Source organism: Sphingobacterium sp. JB170 (assembly GCF_900163865.1).
Classification (GTDB): Bacteria; Bacteroidota; Bacteroidia; order Sphingobacteriales; family Sphingobacteriaceae; genus Sphingobacterium.
This window is the reverse complement of the sequence record NZ_FUKU01000016.1, coordinates 1-18,931: the sequence shown is the minus strand read 5'-3', so window position 1 is coordinate 18,931 and position 18,931 is coordinate 1. Positions and strand designations below refer to the sequence as shown.

Here is an 18,931-nt window from a genome sequence, read left to right as displayed (position 1 = left end):
AAAAATTAGTTATGGTTTTATTTCATGCAATGCCTTCAATAAAATGGCGGGCACTGGCTATCCTTATGCTGTTTTGTTCCTTTGCTAAGGCACAAAATGACAACCTGCAGGGAAGAGTGACCGACAGTCTCGGGAGTGCCCTAGTAAAGGCAACGATTACGTTTTCCCCTAAAGACGGAGGGAAGGTGCGACGCACGATCACTAACGATCAGGGTTTTTTTTCTATACAAAAGAAAGGAAGCAAGACCTATTCGGTCATGTTCTCTATGATGGGCTTTAAAAGAGATACACTATCCAGTAATCAAATTGCCATGCTCGACAGTATTGAGGTTACTTTGTATGAAACAAGCCTATTGCTTGACGAGGTTATGGTTATTAGCCATCCCCAACACCCGGTCCTAATATCGAAAGACACGATATCCTATGATCTTGCTTCTTTTGCGGGGAAAGAAGACCGTTACCTTTCCGAAACCTTATCACGCATTAAAGGATTACGGGTAAATCATAATGGAGACGTTTACGCAGAAGGTCAAAAGGTAACTAAAATTATGCTCAACGATGAAGAGATTTTCAATGGTGATGTAGGCCTATTAACTCGTAACCTCCCGATCGATTTGCTTGAGACAGCCGAACTGGTTAACGACTATGGCAAAGAATCTACCATTACAGGGATTAAAGGAGAGCCAACAAAAACGTTAAATATCCATACAAAAAATCCGACGGTCAAAGGGGGATTCGGAGAACTTAACGCAGGAGCAGGAAGTAAAAAAACCTATAGCCTTAACGGAACAGCAAACTACTTTGATAACAGAAACCAACTGTCTATTACAGCAGGAACCAACAACGTAAATAAACCCAATATGTTGGGCGGTTCTGTTATGGACAATAGCGCAACTTCGCAGATTGGACAGGAAGGGATGAACCGTGCAACCAACTTTGCCGTTAATGCCCGTACTAAAATCAATGAGAGTAGCCAACTGTATGTGAGTGCAGATCAAAGCAATTCCTTGAACCGTAGTTTTGGTGAAAGCCAAACAACTGCCGTACAGCAAGGAGATGATATCGACTATACGGAAGACTTTGCAAGATCATCCAAAGATCGTACTAGGCGATTTAACCTTCGCTATGATCTATCCAATTCGCGTTTTGCAGTTAACGTGTCGCCATATATTCGATCAGGAAAACAGAATCGTGATGAACAAAGAGACGCTCTTTTTTTTACTACCGCGGATAGCGCACGTAATTATACCTTGAATCATCACAGCACACAGGACGCAATCGGTCTTGATGGTAGTGTACACTACAAATTCAATAGACCCAAAAGAACAGTAGCTTTCAAGTTGAAATCAGAGAAAGAAAAAGTAAACGAACGCAAGTCCATATTTAATGACTTCAATAAAGCATTCGATCCCTTAAACCTGTATGTCGGTGATATGCGAAACAGATCGATAGTTTCACCAACGATCGCCTATACCGAACCCGTTGGTGAAAATGGAATCTTAGAAATTGCCTACCATCGTAATGAGATCACCGAAGAGCTCGAGAGAAATACAACCGATCAAACCGAAAATCCAGTAGACAGCTTATCGGGTTTAATCAATTCAAAGATCGTTAACAATCATCTTGATGCTCGTTTTCAATACCAAGTTCAAAAGTGGTTTTATGATATTACTTTGTCGTATCAAAATGATTATCTAAAAACAAACGATCAAGATCAGTCGGAAAGAACTATTGATTACAAAAAACTGCTTCCATCTCTACAGATTACTTATCAGTTTTCTACTCAAAAGAGTATTACCCTCGCAGGTAAACAGTTTTATAACCTTCCTGCTGTCTACCAAATAATATCGATTCCGACAATGACCGATCCCTTATTTGTCTATACAGGGAATCTTAATTTGCTAGCCGAAAATAATACACAGGCTTCCTTAAGCTATAAAGCCATGAATGCCCTAACCGGATCGGTATTCCGTGCCAATGTAGATTTTGTTATGACGGATGACAAAATAACGTCCAATTCGGCACAATTAATTGAAGGTGAGGCACAGCAATATATGTCGCTGTTAAATGTTGATGGTTATAAAAGGATCGGTGCAGATTATTATTTTTCCAAGACGCTTAAAAATCATAAGGTTATCGACCTAAGTGGTCGTTTCAGTTATGACAACAATCCCCAGTACATCAACAGCGAGTTAAATTTTGGTAAGAACATCAACATCCATCAGACAGTAAAACTCTTATGGCCAGTAACAAAATCCCTTCACCTTAATCCTGCTGTCATGTACCGCTTAACGGATATCGAATATGGAGTTGAGCAAACCGATATCGCTCCGATCAGTACGGTTAATCTTTTGATGGACATCGCATATACACAAGGGAAATTCTCTTCAAAGTTAGGCGCAAATAAATTTATAAATTCTGGATTTTCAGGAAACTCCTACAATAATTTTATTATAAACGCCAATGTCTCCTATAAAGTATTAGACGGGGCTTGTACGCTCAATTTGGAGGTCTCTGATCTACTCAATAACAATACAGGCATAAGAAGGTCAGTCAATAACAATACGATCTCTGATCTTTACGTAAACCGTTTGTCGAGATACGTCATGTTTTCAGTCAACTATAAATTAGGAAATTTAAAATAACACCAAACATAAAAAATATCAAAATGAGAAATAGACTGTTTTTAATCGGCTTTTTATTGACAATAATCAGCATCAACGAGACCCAAGCGCAATTTATGCGATCAAGGGGAAGTGCCAATATCGGTGCTTCATTTTTTGCGTCAGACTCTGGTCAAGGATTAAGGGCCGACTATAGTAAATACCTTAGTTCGACCTTCCTGATTAATCCTGCGATCTTTTATGAATGGGGAACCCCAATGCAATCGGAATACAATCATATTGGTGCGGATGTATTGATCGGTGTAATTCCTTTTTATCTCGGCAACAAGTTCAACCTATCTGTACGTGCTGGCTTAACAGGAGGATACGAAAAACTTACAGGGCTAGAGCGAGACGTTACTGGGTTTTCTGTTGGAGGTAAAGGTGGCGGAGAACTTGAATTTATGGTGTCAGAAAGTCTCTCACTATCGGCCTATGCTTATCAGGCTTATTTACTTAAAAAAGTTTTCGGTAGTAGTTACTATCATCTAGGTTTAGGTATAAAGATAAACCTATATAATTATTAAAAACCTTAACGAGAAGGTGGTGTGCATCACTTTCTCAATTTTTTTTTCATCTTGTCAGAAGAATGATAGCGGTTTAAGCGTTATAAAATATAAGACAGCTTTTTTTTATTAAATTTGAGAGCAATTGCACAAGCATGCACAGACGTAATGTTCGGTAAACGATTAAAAGAACTTAGACAACAGAAGCAAATCAATACGACCGATATCGCTAAAGAATTAGGGATACATCAAACATCACTATCCTATTTTGAGAACAGAGAGCCCGAATCGATTGATCTTTATTTACATTTCCTTGCTCAAAGAGGCATAGATTTAAATGAAGCTTTTTTGAGTGGAGCGGAAAACATTGCCAAATATTTGAAGAAAAAAAGACAAGAGTCTAAAATAAAATGGCAAGAAATTACTCAATCTATTGGTATCAACCAAAGCAGTTTAAGTTACTTGGAGAACAGAGAAGACACCTTTTTCATTAACTATTTAAAGTTATTGGTTCAAAAGGGTGTAAACCTAAATGATGTTTTTGCATAACCCCTTAAAATTAAGACAATATAATCTCCTCGTGCTATCAAAATTTTGGTTGTTCCAGGTCACCGGTTGCTGAAAGTGCTATCACTATATGGTGCTGCAGCTCCGGATCTTCTTTAAAAGTGCTATCACTTTGGTCCATGCTCGGGAACGAGCTCGGCCAGATCCGGAATAAAAGTGATGCAAAGACCATCGACAAATCCAGATTTCTTTGGACGCCCGATGAAACCGCCTTGGGAGATGAAAAATGGATGGCGTTTTTCAAACAAATAGGCATCGTAAAAAATCTTCACTTCAAAGTAGGCCATGCAGCCATACTACTTATCGAAAGAAATAGCGGAAAGATACTTTATTATGATTTTTAAATATGCACACTTTCAACGACATAGCGATTCCGATTTCCTGGCCCGATAAAACCGCCTTGGGAGATGAAAAATGGATGGCGTTTTTCAAACAAATAGGCATCGTAAAAAATCTTCACTTCAAAGTAGGCCATGCAGCCATACTACTTATCGAAAGAAATAGCGGAAAGATACTTTATTATGATTTTGGTCGTTATATGTCGCCACGTGGATATGGACGGGCGAGGTCAGTCCGCTTTGATCCACGTCTGGACATTTATACAAAAGCCCAGGTTACGCAACAGGGCGAGGTGCAGAACATCGATAAGATTTTAGCAGAACTTGATGAAAAAGAAGAGGCAACACATGGCGGTGGACGGACATTTCTTTCAATTTGCAGACAAATTTCATTCACAAAATGTGTTGCCTATGCCGAAAAGTTGGTCGCAGAGGGACCTGTTTTATACGGTGCTCTCGCTAAAAACAACAACAGTTGCTCCCGCTTTGTAGCACAGGTATTAACGGAGGGAATGGACATAGACGATAAAAGACGTCGCAAAATACTGTATCCCGAATGTATCAAAGCAAGTCCGACAAGCAATGTCATCAATGCGGTCATTGATGACGAAGTCTTTTGTTATGAACATGGATTGCTCCAAGCAAGGAAGATGAGGCGCAAAGATTCGTTATGGTTTCAAGTCAGCTTATTGAAAGATAATTTTACCAAAAAAGGTTCACAAGAATTAGCCTGCGACCGAACATCCGGCATGATCGACGCCCCATCACGCCCATCCAATGTCTCGGAGCATGCCCAATGGATAGGCGGCATTGGGGAAGGTGCCTGGTTTCAATTGGAACAACATCCCAATGAAAACCTATTTGTTGTTCATAAATATGCCGCTTCAGGAAAATTGGAATACGCGGTAGAAACAGCCTGTATTCAAAAATTTGATATCAACCGCCCTTACACCTTCACACCTAACTTCCTGTATAACAAATACTCCATTATACAGAACAATAATTTGCACCTGTTTTCAGCGGTTACAACAACGCATCAAGCCGACAACAACCAACAAAACATAAAAGCTATTTTATGACCCTATGGAATTATCAAAAATCGGGGATTATATAAATACAAAAAAAAATAGATGGAATTGACAATTTTAAAAGCAAAAATTCACACGGTTAAAGTGACAGAGGCCAATGTAGCATACAATGGTTCTATCACAATCGATGCCGATTTACTTGATGCAGCCGGCATCAAGAAATATGAACAAGTTTATATTAACAACGCCATCAGTGGCAGCCGTATCATGACCTATGTGCTTCCGGGGAAAAGAGGTAGCGGAGAAGTCTGTATGAACGGCGGTGCGGCACTTCACGCCAAAGTAGGTGATACCGTTCATATCCTTTCTTTTATCCAGTTATCTCCGGAAGAAGCAGACACATATCAACCAACACTTGTTTTTACTGAAGGAGAAAATAAAATAAAAGCAATCGAAAAATACGATTATTAGTAATAAAAGAAAAAAAGGTTGCATTGTATCAACAAACGGTCGACCTTTTTATGCGCTGCCTCATGTTTTTTCCGTTATTTCTTGCTTAACTTTGTTTTGGAGGTAAGATATGGCACAAACAGATATACAAACGTTAGATGATATTAAGTTGTTGGTGGATACTTTCTATGGCCGGGTACAAGTGGATGAGCTAATCGGTCCGATCTTCAATGCAAAGCTAGAAGGACGCTGGCCGGTACACCTGGAAAAGATGTATACCTTTTGGCAAACGATCCTGTTGGACGAATACACATACCAAGGACGGCCATTTCCTCCGCATGCACAATTGCCGATAGACGCCACCCATTTTGAACGATGGCTGCAACTCTTCGATAAAACGGTCAACGATCTGTTCGAGGGCCCTGTAGCTGACGAGGCCAAAAGCCGCGGGCGAAAAATGGCCACATTGTTCCAGGTAAAGCTGGACCATATACGCCAATCGCCTTTCAAGCCTTTGCTTTAAAATAATACCTATATCAATTTTTGTGATTATTTTTGGCTTATGGGAAGGACTTTGCCAAAACCGCCGAAAACGGTGGATTTACATGCTGACGCATTTTTAAGCAATCTCGATAGCTATGAGACTAATGAGCTGTTGGCAGAGTCATTGGAATTGTTGCGGGAAATGCTTGATGCGGCTATCTATTGGGACTATACCGAAATCCGTTTTATTCATGGCAAAGGTAAAGGCATTTTGCGCCGGGCCGTTTATGACGAATTGGCCTACTATAAACAGAGCGGTGCCATTGCGAGCTATCACCCCTCCTACCACAACGAAGACATCGTGGTGGTCCACATTGGCCTGTAACTTATAACACCTTTTTACAATATCCTCCATCATCAATGCGTTCGCTCCAATCCGGCATCTGTCAAAATGAGAAAGTCAGCATTCCGGGCATAGGCGCGCATTTCCTCATTGCTGCGGAAAGCAGGAGATGCTACACTCGAGATGCTGAGCACCTTAGTTCCAGGACGATAACGGATTTGCAATTGTTGTATTATGCCAAGGTGATCGTCGCTATGGAACCTTCCGTTGATATGCAACACTTTTCTTTGGGGATGGTTTTTTAGGTAACGGGCTATTACCCAAGCCATATTGGCATCCCAAAGACAATGTGCCTGATAAACATACTGCATGCCTATAAAATGTGCGCCTTCCATTTGTTTGAAAAACTTTTCGTGATAGGCTCCACCCAGCGTATCAATGGGCAGAGGTGGTAAAAAGCTTTTTGCCCATGCCGATAGGCTGTCCAGTGCCGGGAGTCCTTTTCTATTGGCCAAATTGGAGTATCGATCGGGGGTATTGGCCGCAAGAAAGTCGATGCGATGTTCCTTCACAAAATGCAACAACGATCGGTAGTCACCATAGTTTTTCCATGCACGGGCTTCCTTGATAAAATTACGTTCGCTAATCACATCATCTATGTATTCATCAACAATGGGCTGTATATCTGTTTGGAACATTTCCATGCTAAGGGCCATAGCACCATGCCAATGCAGATACAATCGTTTCAGAACCGCGAGTTCCAGTGCATGGGCTACCGGATCATCATGTTCTTCTCCAAAGAATACAACCGATGCCTTTGCCAACCGGTCAGCCAGTGTATCCACTGAAATTTCTTCTCCGGAAGCGACCTCAACAATACGATAGTGTGTGGCCAACGTGTCTGCGCCATATCCTTTATGGATACTAATCAGTATCCATATTGATATCGCTAAAAAAAACTGCTTTTTCATTTATGACGGTTTTTTATTAAAAAATTTTCAAGTGACCAATTTTCGGTTAGCCAGTGAAGAAAGGACGATCTGTCGGGATGAATGGTTTCGATAGGAAACGTTTGTCCGATCTGCGTCCACCATGTTAGTTTTTTCATCCATTGATGACTCTGTAGATAGGGCCATTGATGTTGCGGCAGGTGTTTCCGTTCCAATGCATCGTAAAATTGCTGATCCAGATACCGTGGTATGCTATCAAAACTACTTTTAACCAGCTGTTCGACCCTTTCGGCGTTTTCAGGCAGATAATATACTGCTATCTGTAGGGAAAAGAAAGGATCGGATTCTTCATATTCCAAATGAGCGTTTACGGAAGGCGAGTACGAAAGTCCGTTACTGCGAAGTGTCCGTAGGAGCTGATCAAAATAGGCATCTTCCAATAGGTCTAAATAAAAAGCATCCAATATCGAACAGGATGGCATCTGCGCCTGAAAAATAAATTCACTAAATTCCAGCTCGCCGTCCTGCGCTACGGTATGACTTATCGAATGGCTGGTATCGGGTGTCGAGAATTGTTTGTTTGTATGCACACCATGGTTTCTGTCCTTATCTGCCGGATAGGACTCCATAATAGCGAATAATTGCCCTAACATATCGGGCTGTGCCAAGGTATCGGTCACCAGTATGTAAACCGCTCCATCGCTATTTCCCCATAACTGCCTGTGTATATGCTCATCAATTTTCTTAAACTCATTTGATTCTTGCGATAGCGGCGCATATTGATTGCCCATGGCGATGAAACGAAAAAGGGAAGTGGATTTTGCTGTAGGGCAAGAGGCAATGTAGCCGTGGCGATGCGCTTCCGCATAGGCATTGATGGAAATTCCATCGCGAAGCTGCCAGTCACCCAACGTATCCGCCCTAAATGGCCCCATATCGGCGACAAAGAACCAGGAAGGCAGATCAATGGCGGCTTCTTGTTCCGCTTTGGGCAGGTCGGCATAGCCTATTGGTGTGATGCTCGTCAGCAGACTTTCGTTAAGTCCGTCGATCTGTTTCAACAGCAGGGTCGTACCATTGGTAAGAGGGAAGTGAAAAATATTCCATCCGGAGCCCTCCCCGCATCTTTGCTGGTCTACCGCTCGTGTTGCTGTGGGCAGAGGTGGTTCTTCTTCTTTTTGCGTTATCGGAAAAATCATCGGATGGGAAATCCCATCCCGCCATGCTTTTTTGATAGATCTTTCGTCGCATAAGCGGCTGTTCGTATCCGGCACCAACTGTATGATGCCAGACGCCTCCAGATTTATCCCAATCCCGGCAACAGCTCGCCCTTGCCTATTCGAATAGAGGAAATCCTCCAAGTATTCCCTAAAAAACAGTTCTCTGTTGGAGGCTTTAACTACAGATAAACCGTTATCCTTCAGAATAGCGGATGAGCTACCGGAGGCAATGCATCCAATCGAGTGTACGGCAGTTAAAAGTTGGGTACTATCGCGTATATCCAAACCGATTAATAATAAGGCATCACCAGCAATGGAACGGAACACTTCACTGTACACCGGCTGAATATCCAGGGAATCCATCGCCTGGCGGATGGACTTTACGAGCTGCTGTGGCAAACGGGAACCACTTTGTCCAGGGAAAGGCAAGATAATAGAAAGCTCAGATCTTTCCAGTAAAGGGCTGTGCAGCGTACGAACACCCGGTTTCGGAAAGAAAGCCTGGCGCAGAGGGGATATTGAACCGCTGGATAATGGAGCAAACTGCTCGCTTATTTTTTTTTGCAGGCTGTCTATGGGTAGCGGACTACAGATGAATACTGCTGCTTGATTGGGTTTGTAATGGCCTTGGTAAAAGCGATCCAATGCGGATGCCTTCACCGGTTCATCCGGCAATTGCACGGCATCATATTGAACGGCAAGGGAAGGAAGCCGTAAAGAATTTAGTGTATCTACCCCTTTCCGTCCGCGCATCTCCATCATGATGACAGACCGTTCAGTGTCTACCTTCTGCTGTTGGAACTGCAATCCCCCCAACCACTCGCTGAGCACACTTAGTCCGCTATCCAATGATGTAACAGACTCGGCTGGCCATTGCAAGCTGTAGACCGTATGATCAGTGGACGTATAGGCATTAACCCCACGTCCTTGTAGGATACCATGATTGCGCAATAACTGGTGTATGCCATCATCCGGAAACCGTTTGGAACTGTAAAAGGCCATGTGCTCTATATAATGTGCGAATCCGAGTTCATGCGGTTTCTCATGCACGCCGCCCACCTTTAATGCCAACCGCATGTCGGTATAAGGTTGCTCATGGTCGTCTCCCCGCAGATAATAGTGCAGACCATTTGCCAAGACACCAGTCCGATACGATTGAGCGAAAACTCCCCCTATTCCCAGCAACATGCTAAAACCGATCGTTAATATAATAATCCGCATACTTATTTCTTTTCTGTTATTTGTGGTGATTGGTATTTAATTACAATTTTATCCGGCTCATCGGATGCATTAGAATGGGTCAATCGCAAGGTAAACTGCATTTCTCCGGTTTCTTCGTTGTAGGTACCCTGTCCATCCAGTTCAGGTTCCTTATCGGGCATGGCCTGCAGAGTATAACTTGGTTCCAGCAGATCCTCGTAATAGGAAGCCTCCTCATTCCCTTGGGCGATGAACTCGTTCATACGGTTGTTGGCCGAAAAGACATAGCTGAACGGCACCAGGTAAGCTGGAGGATCGCTATCTTCCTCCAGCGCACTAAAGCGGATGGCACCCTTTTTCGCTCCCGGTGCATCTGGTAAGAATACGAGGTTTGGCAAGGTCATCTTAAAGGATTCCACCGAATTGTCGGTCCAGTTCACCAAATCCAAAATTTCCGGATTGAATCCACTGATTTCCGGTACGGACAGATCAATGGTTTCCCCACGGAAAACACTGTAAAAATAATCGTTTAATCCGAAGGCATTGGTTCGGATATCCAATGTAGAAATATTAGTCGCTGTATCATTTGGCACAATGACCGACGTACCGGTATAGGCAAATTTTTGTGCTTTTTCAAAGCCATACCATCCGCCTTCATAGCGGTCTACGCTTACTTCTACGCCTACAATGCCGGTCCACAAGCCAATATTCACCGGAGATTCCTGCAAGCGTCTTTGCTGCTCTTCATTGAATTCCGGAAAATCATCTACCGGACTTATGTAAACTTCGATATCCGTATTGGAGACAAGTTGTTGTTCGTTGTTTTCTGGAAGAATGATTTTTAAAAAATATTGTGACAACTTGGTGATACGGTTTCCGGCACCCGTGGAGGCAATGGTAAAGGTTTTCGTTCGTTCGCCTGCTTCAAAGTGCAGTACTTTGCTGCTCAATTGAAAGATATCTTCGGGATCGGCCTGATCTGGTGCTGCCTCCCATTCCAGGGGTAAATCCAGAGCATGGGTAGGTAGCAGGGTGAGGTGCACGGTCACCGTACTTATTTTCTCGGAACCTTCCTGTATGCGGATACCCCCTGAAGGCACCTCACTTATCAGGTCATTGCTGCCGGTATAGTGCTGATCTATGGTGTCTTTTTTACAGGCTGTCACCAGGCAGCATGCCAGCACAAAAAGACCTATTATTTTTTTACTCTTCATAATGTATCCAGTTTGGATTTTGCTGAATTTTACCTTCACTCTGTACAATCTCTGCATTAGGAATAGGCCACACCCAGCGGTAATCGCTTGCCTGGATGTCCAGTACTTCCGTTCCGCTGGTATTAATCGGGTGTTTTAATTCGGACCTCCACCGCTTGAGATCGAAAAAGCGATACCATTCGCCCACCAGTTCCTTACGAAACTCGGCCTGAATAGCTATCCAAAGTGTCTTTCCGCTGCCTTGGCTTAATGGCGACTGCCTTGCCTCTTGCAAGCGGTTCAGGTAGCTGCGTGCTTTATCCTGATCGCCTAAGCGGTAGGCTGCTTCAGCGCATAGTAATAAAATGCGTGCCGTCCGGAAAAGATGGATGGGATAAAATTCTGTTTCGAAAAATTTTGTGCGGTATTTACCTATGGTATAACCACCATTAGTGTCCGGCAGCAAAGTTTGCCTACGGAGATCTTCTTCACTGTAACTGTTGATGATATCACTTGCGATATTCAATGCTGAACTTCTGCCATACAGCGGCGACTGGTATTCTATGGTGGTCCATATTTCACTGTGGGTACCAAGTGCCATGACGGATTCATTACTTTGATAACCGTTGGTTTTCCAGAGTGCGGTGTAGGTATCGGCATCCAGCTGAGTATAGCGCGACAATAGTTGCTCACCATAGGTAAGGGCATCCTGCCATTCTTCCCGATCAACTGCCAGCTCAGTCTGCAACGCCCACATAGCCGAACTGTTAAAGAAAGCACCATGAACATTGCTCCCGTCGGTACCGCCTTCAGCCAATAATGTTGCGGCTTCCGTCGTGAGGGAATCCAAATGGCTATAAACCTGTTCAACGCTGGATCGGCCCTCCTGCGTAGGCCGGTCTGTATTTCGAAGCACAATGGCATCGGCTTTCGGCGCTTCTTTGATGTTTGGCGCATAGAGCCTTAAGAGGATATAATAGTTCCAAGCCTTAATCGCCAGTGCTTCGCCCCGCAATTTCCGCAATTCGCTTTCCTCCTGTTCGCCCTTTACCTCAATTTCGTCTGCGCGTTGCAAAAAGGTATTGGCCGTGGAAATGGCCTGATAAGCGTCCGGCCATAGGTTATTGGCACTGACACTGATTTCCTCGGGCTTCCATAGCCAAAACTGACTTGACATAAATTGTGCCGAGTATCTGGTCGGACCGAAATCGTCTCCGAGCATCGCCAAGGTAGAGAGATCCTTAAAGGATCGCAGATACGCCGTATTCAAGAGTTCCCGGGCAACAGACAGCCGGTCGATTGCCCCGGGATCACTGATCTTATCTTCCAGTGGATAATCCAGGCTGCAAGCATGAAAGCAACAGCAAAGCAGTCCGCTTAGCGGTACATACAACGTTTTTAAAAGTTTCTTTTTTAGGATTGCTATCATCTTCAAGAGATTAAAAACCAAGATTTAGTGAAAAGGAAATAACGGGCTGCAGGGATCCGGCCAGCGTGCCTGATTCCGGGTCTGGTCCCTGATAGCTGGACAACACGAACAGATCTTGTGCCTGTATACGTGCCAGTGCCGTTTTGACAACCTTGGAATGAGCCAGCCATGTTTCGGGGAATTGGCAGGAAAGGCGCACGTTAGACAGCCGCAGGTAATTGGCCTGCTGTACCGTGCGACTGGTGGTAATATCCCGTATAAAGCTTCCCAGAAAAGTATTGGAGGAAACAATACGTGGATTTACGAAAGCCTTTCCTTCATCGCCCAGCTGTTGCCAGGTCTGATCCAGCATCCCTTTTACCTGTGCGTAACGGATATCCTCCGCATCGCGTGCGAGCAGCGGACTGATGCTTTTTTTGGCTCCCAGGGTATAGTAAAAATCAAAAGATAGATTGATGTTTTTATAGCTGAAACTTTGGGTCATACCTCCGGTAAATGGCGGGGTAGTATGGCCAAAGGCAACGAAGTCTTCGTTTTCAATCGGTCGCCGGCCGTCGTATTGTATACCTCCAGCACCGAGATAGCGCGGAATGCCATCTATCGGATGAATGCCTAGGCTTTGAACGCCCCAGAGGATGTCGGTAGCCTTTCCCACCTGATAATCCGGTGGTGTAGAGGCATTATTGTTCGTCCATAACTTATCCTTTCCGTATAGATCGAGTACTTTATTGGTGTTATAAGCACCGTTGGCACTAAAATTCCAACGGAACTCGCCTTGCCGCATTACATCGGCAGAAACGGCCAGTTCGATGCCCTGATTACGGATGACGCCGACGTTACGCATCATCATCTGGAAGCCGATACTGGGTTGTATGGGTACTTCCATCAAAACCTGCGAATTGGTGCGACGGTATACATCCGCCGTGAGGTTGACTCGTCCGTTCCAAACGGAAACATCTAGACCGATATTGTAAGAGCGACTTTGTTCGGGGACTAAATCCGGATTATACATAGATTCCAATGCCAGTCCGCGTCCGTTGAGATAGGCTTCCTGTCCTGTAGGGGTAAAAATAGCGACGGCATAGCCGGGTGATATGGCGCCCAGTCCGGCGGTATTACCCATAGAAGCCCGAATACGGAAAGGATGGTGAAAGATGGCTTGCAGCTCGGAAATTTCCGAAAGTTCTACGCCCACACCTGCCGCCCAGGCGGTATTCCAGCGCTTGTCAGAAGGTAATATCGAGGCCCCGTCGCGTTTATAATTAAAGAAAGCATCCAGAAATTTATTCCAGGTGTAGCCAAAGGCTCCGCCAAAACCCAACTGTGCCTGTGTTTCCTGTCCGCTTGCCAGCGTGGGTGCCAGGTTACCGGTAAGCCCTTGGTTAATGCCTGCCGCAGAAGTAATCTTGGAAGAAAGTCCGAAGCCTGTATAACCGATATTGTGGTGGCGGGTACGCAGGTAATCCAAGTTTCCGGTCAGGGTAAAGTCGTGTTTATAATAGGACTTTTGCCATAGGATACGTGCATTGGAGCTGTAATTGACGGTCGATAGCTTGTTCGTGGTCAGCTGTCCTTTGCCTTCCCCTTTGTCCTGCTGACTGATCGCTTCTGGCGGAATGCGCATATAGCCATCATTGACGACATAATCAATCCCCTGTGAGACATCGATATGTACAGCAGACCAAGGCTCATAACGGAGGGTAACGGTTGCCGACCCTCTTGTATTCCGGTTGCTCCCATCTGCCTGTCCGATCAGATCAGCGTAAGTACGCTCACCACGATACGAAGTGATCAAGGGTGTTGGCTGCCCCAACGCATTGCTTTTTGTTTCGTAGGGATTCAGTTGATAAATCAGACTGGCCGGGTTTACGTCTCCCTCACTGTGTGTGGTTGTTTCCGAATAGGCACCACCTACACTCAGATCCAGAGTAAAGTTATCGGTCGGACGGTGTTGCATATTGAAACGACCGGTATAGCGTTGCAAATTATTCCCCTCTATTTTCCCCCCTTGTTTAGTGTAATTCAAGGCCACATAAAAGGAGGTTTTATCCGTTCCGGAAGCCATGCCCACCTGATGGCTCTGGTAATAGTCACGGCGCATCAGTTCCTGAAACCAATCGGTATGGATGCCCTTCAGGGAATCCAGCGTCGCCTGCCCGACAGCAATCAATTGATCGATATCCGAGGCATTACCATATTCCTTACGTACGCCTTCTTCCGAAAATCGATATCCCGGAAAAGCCGGGTTTTGCGTTAAAGCCTCATAAGCCAGCTTCTCTTCCGAATCCATTAGCTCTAACCCTTTACTGCCTCGCAGAGTTACCCCACCCTGAAAATTATAGAAAAAGGTTCTTTCTCCCGTTTTAGCTCTTTTAGTGCTAATCTCAATGACCCCATTAGCAGCCTTTACCCCATACATGGCATTGGCGGTAGCATCCTTTAGTACCTTCATTTCTTCAATATCCTGTGGATTTAACGTAAGGAAGGCGTCCATATCAATGATCTGTCCATCCAGCACATACAAAGGTTGATTGGCCTTATTCCCGCGGGTAAGCGAGGATACTCCCCGGATACGTACTTCGGGTGCCGCACCAAGCTCTCCCGAGCGGATGACCCGCAATCCGGCTACCTTACCTTGTAAGGCACTCAGCGGATCGGCGATCGGCTGATAGGAAATATCCGCGCCCTTCACCACGCTGATCGCTGCCGTTGGATAGCGGATATCGACATCATTTACATTGGCATTGATCACGACCTCATCCAAGGCACTTTCATTGCTTTCCAACACGATGTTTACGCTTGTTTCGCCATGTAAAGGGTAGCGGAAAGATGTATATCCCGTAGAGGTGAATACCAAGGTATCAGTAGAGGATACTCTTACCGAAAAATATCCCTGTTCATTGGTGCTTTGCAGCGCTATACCACGAACCTTAATGGTAACCGACGGGAGTGGGGACTTGCTTATGTTATCCCTTACCTGCCCCTTCACCAACAGCTTTTCGGACTGCTGTGCATAGGCGACGGCGTTCGGATAACAGGCAATAAAGACAAGTATGCCCCATAATATGGGGCTGAGCCAAAGTGAAATCTTCTTCATGCATTGTTGTTCTGAATACAACAAAGATATTCTTATTTAGAACGATTACAAATAAAATGCATGATTTTTATATCACATACTTTTTATTGGGCCTTACGCAACGAAAAAGCTTCCCATTTTCTGCCTATTGTAATAATGCATAACGAAAACTGTAGTTAGCCGGTGAATAATCCTTTTCGCTGTAATAATTCAATATTTCCAGTTTATACAATTTTCCCGATCTTGTTTTTACAAGAATGACATGGTTTTTAATCGGATTGATGGTATGGTCGGCCATATTGTATTCGTACCATCCGTTTCCACTACCTGCCGGAATGGCCAACTGCTCTCCCTGATCTGTCTGCAATCCGGTTTTGGTCTGTGCTTTATCCGTCTTGTCAAAGGCTTGTTGGAGTACTTTCGCCTTCACCTGCCCGCGCCCATTTGTGCCTGGATTGAGCGCGATGTTTGTTTTGTAGAAGGAAATATCCCATGCCCCATTTTCATCGCTAACCGCTTTACCCTGTTCCAGATCATAATAAGCAATCTCACTGTTAGCCTCTAAATTGTTAACGGTCTTTATTTCCTGTCCGTAAAGGTCATCGAAAAAACAGGTACCTAACATAAAAATTACCAGGAGGTATATTGATTTTATACTTTGAGTATATCTCATAATAAGAATTGTTCTAAATTAGAACAAGTATACTGTTTATTTTTGAAATGAGCCGGCTGTTTTAATAATTTTTAACTACAGCGGATTGGTTATAACGACATCGTGGTGGTCCACATTGGCCTATAATACCTTCACCCGATATACCGCATAAGGATAGGTCGCCTTGTCTTCACCATCATTCCATTGGGGCAGACGGTTCACCTGCGCACATGAAAAATACAGGTAACCATCAGAGCCGACACCCAGCGAATCCGGCCATATCAAGCGGCTATCTTGCACCACGGTTTCTATTTTACCGTCCGGCGTATATCGTTTAATACTGTAATCCAGCGAAGATGTCAAATAGATATTCCCTTGAACATCCGCTACCAAACCATGTGTGACAGCGGTCTCACCCAAATCTTCCACTTTAGCTTTCAATTGCTCATCTGTTAACGCATGATCAGCAAGATAGCTCGTTTCTATCCGATACAACTTCGGGGTATTAATAGGTTTGAAATAGAAATACTTATTATCCTTTGTCAGTGCGATCCCATTCACGTTCGACCGGAATGGATTGCCGTCCTTATCCCGCATCTCATGTCCTTCGTAATGCAGCACCACATGCGGATCCGCTTTGGTAAAGCTTGATTCTGCCAACAACGATCTCGTAGTTCCTGTTTCTAAATCCAACACCACAATAGCCGCTTGTCCCGGGTCAGAGAGATAAGCCAGTTTTTTATCGGTATCCACCCGCACATCATTTAATCCCGATTTCGCCTTGTCCAAGTCATTAAAAGCATATTGCCGAATCACCTTGTTGCTTTCTAGATCGATCTGCACCAATTTGAATTGCCCTTGCACACTTTCCTCCGAACCATCCTTGCCGAATACCGAACCCGCAGAAGAGGGTTTCGAATCCAAGACCCATAATTGATCGTCTGTATCCACATAGATATCCTGTACATTTACAAAATGGTCGTCCGGCACACCCTCCTTTGCATTCCAGTCCACATCCGGGTAGGGTCTACGCTCGCCGTCAATTATTTCAGAAAGTCCCATGGCGTAGGGTTCTCTTCGTGGGAAAGATACAAACACGCGGTTATCGCCAGATACGCTCACCCCTATTGGCTGCGACTTTCCGAAGGAGGCAACAACCTCCAGACGGGGATCTTTCATTTCTTGCGCAAATACATGAAAACTCATCATCGTTACATAAATAAAAATTAAATTTTTCAGCATAATATTTCGTTTTATTCCTATCGATAATAGTTTCTTCAACTAGCGCGTCTCTCCTCATGGTTTACCCGAACGGAAAATTAATAATGGAACAGTCGCATGATATGCGAGCTCTTTGGTCACGCTATGCCTAAACATTCCCTCTAAAAAACCATATTGTCCCGCTATGCTCATCAATAGCTGCACTTGGCTATTTTCTACAAAATCGATAATCGTATCCGTCGTCTTTGCGGAGGTAAAAAAATGATACGTTGGGGAAAGGTCGTCAAACATCTCAAACATATCCGCCAACCCGGCATATAATACAGGCTTTGGTGTTTTATCCTGACGTCCGCCAACATTCACAATCATCAGGCTTGCGCCGAGCTCACCGACCATTGATCTGATTGCATTATGAGGGACGTAATCCCGTAAATCAGGTATTATCGGCAACGCGACCGCCGTATTTTCTATGGTTGTGAAAACAGCATTTTCGGGAACGATTAAAACAGGCGCATGGACATGCTTCGTGACCTTAAAAACCTGACTTCCGACCAAGCGCTGACCAACTTTACCGCGGCCGGTAATCCCCATTACAATCAACGGTTCCTCATACCGATCAGCCAAAGCAATAAGTCCATCGGTCAATGACCTATCATCAACGATACAACTGATGTCCAGTCCTTCACTATCAACAACCAACGTTTCTTTGATGTCTTCGAGTTTCACGTAAGCTACAATTTTATCGTCGTAGCCATCAACGCTGCTATGATATAGTTTAAGAATATCGGCATTTAACTGCTTTGCCAAACCCAATGCATATCGGGCAGCGTATAAAGCATTATCGGAGAAGTCTACAGCTACAATCAAGGCTTTCATACCATTCGGACTTAACTATTCAACAAACTCAAAGATACAAGTTTAAAATCTTCCCACAATATCATCCACCATCAAGTCTACCGAAACCAACCCGCCTCCGGAGATGAACCATAAATCCGGATCCAGGTAAAATATTTTACCATTTTTAAAGGCATTTGTTTGTTTTATCAGGCGATTTTCCATTTCCTTTACATTGGTCTTTTTTCCGACCACAGCCGCATTGCGATCAACAATAAAGAGATAGTCTGGATTCGCTTCCGCAATAAGTTCGTTAGACACACGCTGTCCGTGCACGGATTTATCCTTCAGTGTCATCACAGGTTTGATATGCAAAACATCATGTATAAAACCAAAGCGGCTGCCTTTGCCAAAAGCACTAAATTTACCATTATTATAAATTAGGAAGAGCGCTTTGCCCGGGTCTGTCTCAAATTTCTTTTGCGCTGCGGATACTTTCTCCATTAATTTATGAAGTTTTTCTTCCGCCTCTTGTTCCTTATCCACGATTTTTGCCAGAAGCATCACATTATGCTCAAACGAAGGTATATAGTCCTTGTTATCGATGCCAACAAATATGCTGGGGGCAATATCGCGTAGTTCGTCATAAAAACGTTCCTGACGAGTAGACATCAAAATCACATCGGGGGACACGGCGTTAATACTTTCAAAATCAGGTTCAATTGTACGTCTTCAAACTAAATTAGACATATTAGGTTCAAACCTTAAGGAGAGTTTC

17 protein-coding genes are annotated in these 18,931 nt (G+C 44.1%); 8 read left to right on the top strand and 9 right to left on the bottom strand.

Annotated features, from left to right (window positions below; all coding sequences use genetic code 11):
- Nucleotides 1-11: 11 nt before the first annotated feature.
- The 8 genes from FM107_RS04765 (at nucleotide 12) to FM107_RS04730 (ending at nucleotide 6,420) form a co-directional block, all read left to right on the top strand.
- A complete protein-coding gene (locus FM107_RS04765) occupies nucleotides 12-2,645 on the top strand; it encodes a TonB-dependent receptor (RefSeq protein WP_086947383.1) in 2,634 nt (877 codons plus the stop codon).
- Nucleotides 2,646-2,668: 23 nt separating this feature from the next.
- Nucleotides 2,669-3,190, top strand: a complete 522-nt coding sequence (locus tag FM107_RS04760) for a hypothetical protein (RefSeq protein ID WP_086947382.1) — start codon at nucleotides 2,669-2,671, stop codon at nucleotides 3,188-3,190.
- A gap of 114 nt (nucleotides 3,191-3,304) precedes the next feature.
- Complete coding sequence (locus tag FM107_RS04755) at nucleotides 3,305-3,718, top strand: helix-turn-helix transcriptional regulator (RefSeq protein ID WP_143559427.1); 414 nt, start codon at nucleotides 3,305-3,307, stop codon at nucleotides 3,716-3,718.
- Nucleotides 3,719-3,837: 119 nt separating this feature from the next.
- Complete coding sequence (locus tag FM107_RS04750; RefSeq protein ID WP_143559426.1) at nucleotides 3,838-4,080, top strand: DUF6695 family protein; 243 nt, start codon at nucleotides 3,838-3,840, stop codon at nucleotides 4,078-4,080.
- A gap of 2 nt (nucleotides 4,081-4,082) precedes the next feature.
- On the top strand, nucleotides 4,083-5,153 hold the full coding sequence (locus tag FM107_RS04745; protein ID WP_086947379.1) for a DUF6695 family protein: 1,071 nt from the start codon (nucleotides 4,083-4,085) through the stop codon (nucleotides 5,151-5,153).
- A gap of 51 nt (nucleotides 5,154-5,204) precedes the next feature.
- The gene (panD, locus tag FM107_RS04740) at nucleotides 5,205-5,573 is read left to right on the top strand and encodes an aspartate 1-decarboxylase (protein ID WP_086947378.1); all 369 of its coding nucleotides are present in this window, start codon (nucleotides 5,205-5,207) and stop codon (nucleotides 5,571-5,573) included.
- A gap of 109 nt (nucleotides 5,574-5,682) precedes the next feature.
- The gene (locus tag FM107_RS04735; RefSeq protein WP_086947377.1) at nucleotides 5,683-6,075 is read left to right on the top strand and encodes a group III truncated hemoglobin; all 393 of its coding nucleotides are present in this window, start codon (nucleotides 5,683-5,685) and stop codon (nucleotides 6,073-6,075) included.
- 39 nt (nucleotides 6,076-6,114) lie between these two features.
- A complete protein-coding gene (locus tag FM107_RS04730; RefSeq protein WP_086947376.1) occupies nucleotides 6,115-6,420 on the top strand; it encodes a Smr/MutS family protein in 306 nt (101 codons plus the stop codon).
- Between the two features lie 32 nt (nucleotides 6,421-6,452).
- Here FM107_RS04730 and FM107_RS04725 read toward each other — a convergent pair whose 3' ends face one another.
- The 9 genes from FM107_RS04725 to FM107_RS04685 form a co-directional block, all read right to left on the bottom strand.
- Nucleotides 6,453-7,349, bottom strand: a complete 897-nt coding sequence (locus FM107_RS04725) for a ChaN family lipoprotein (protein WP_086947375.1) — start codon at nucleotides 7,347-7,349, stop codon at nucleotides 6,453-6,455.
- Nucleotides 7,346-9,769 (bottom strand): pitrilysin family protein, encoded by a 2,424-nt coding sequence (locus FM107_RS04720; protein ID WP_086947374.1) that lies wholly within the window; start codon nucleotides 9,767-9,769, stop codon nucleotides 7,346-7,348. Before FM107_RS04720 ends, FM107_RS04725 begins: the two co-directional genes overlap by 4 nt.
- 2 nt (nucleotides 9,770-9,771) lie before the next feature.
- Nucleotides 9,772-10,962, bottom strand: a complete 1,191-nt coding sequence (locus tag FM107_RS04715; RefSeq protein ID WP_179204402.1) for a DUF4929 family protein — start codon at nucleotides 10,960-10,962, stop codon at nucleotides 9,772-9,774.
- Nucleotides 10,952-12,370, bottom strand: a complete 1,419-nt coding sequence (locus FM107_RS04710) for a RagB/SusD family nutrient uptake outer membrane protein (RefSeq protein WP_086947372.1) — start codon at nucleotides 12,368-12,370, stop codon at nucleotides 10,952-10,954. Before FM107_RS04710 ends, FM107_RS04715 begins: the two co-directional genes overlap by 11 nt.
- A 10-nt stretch (nucleotides 12,371-12,380) precedes the next feature.
- Nucleotides 12,381-15,467, bottom strand: a complete 3,087-nt coding sequence (locus FM107_RS04705) for a SusC/RagA family TonB-linked outer membrane protein (protein WP_086947371.1) — start codon at nucleotides 15,465-15,467, stop codon at nucleotides 12,381-12,383.
- Between the two features lie 124 nt (nucleotides 15,468-15,591).
- Nucleotides 15,592-16,119 (bottom strand): HmuY family protein, encoded by a 528-nt coding sequence (locus FM107_RS04700; RefSeq protein WP_086947370.1) that lies wholly within the window; start codon nucleotides 16,117-16,119, stop codon nucleotides 15,592-15,594.
- Between the two features lie 120 nt (nucleotides 16,120-16,239).
- On the bottom strand, nucleotides 16,240-17,340 hold the full coding sequence (locus FM107_RS04695) for a major royal jelly family protein (RefSeq protein ID WP_256959342.1): 1,101 nt from the start codon (nucleotides 17,338-17,340) through the stop codon (nucleotides 16,240-16,242).
- Between the two features lie 54 nt (nucleotides 17,341-17,394).
- Nucleotides 17,395-18,195: a universal stress protein gene (locus FM107_RS04690; RefSeq protein ID WP_086947369.1), complete on the bottom strand. Its 801-nt coding sequence runs from the start codon at nucleotides 18,193-18,195 to the stop codon at nucleotides 17,395-17,397.
- 42 nt (nucleotides 18,196-18,237) lie between these two features.
- Entirely contained in the window at nucleotides 18,238-18,876 is a 639-nt protein-coding gene (locus tag FM107_RS04685) for a siderophore ABC transporter substrate-binding protein (protein ID WP_086947368.1), read from the bottom strand.
- Nucleotides 18,877-18,931: the final 55 nt, after the last annotated feature.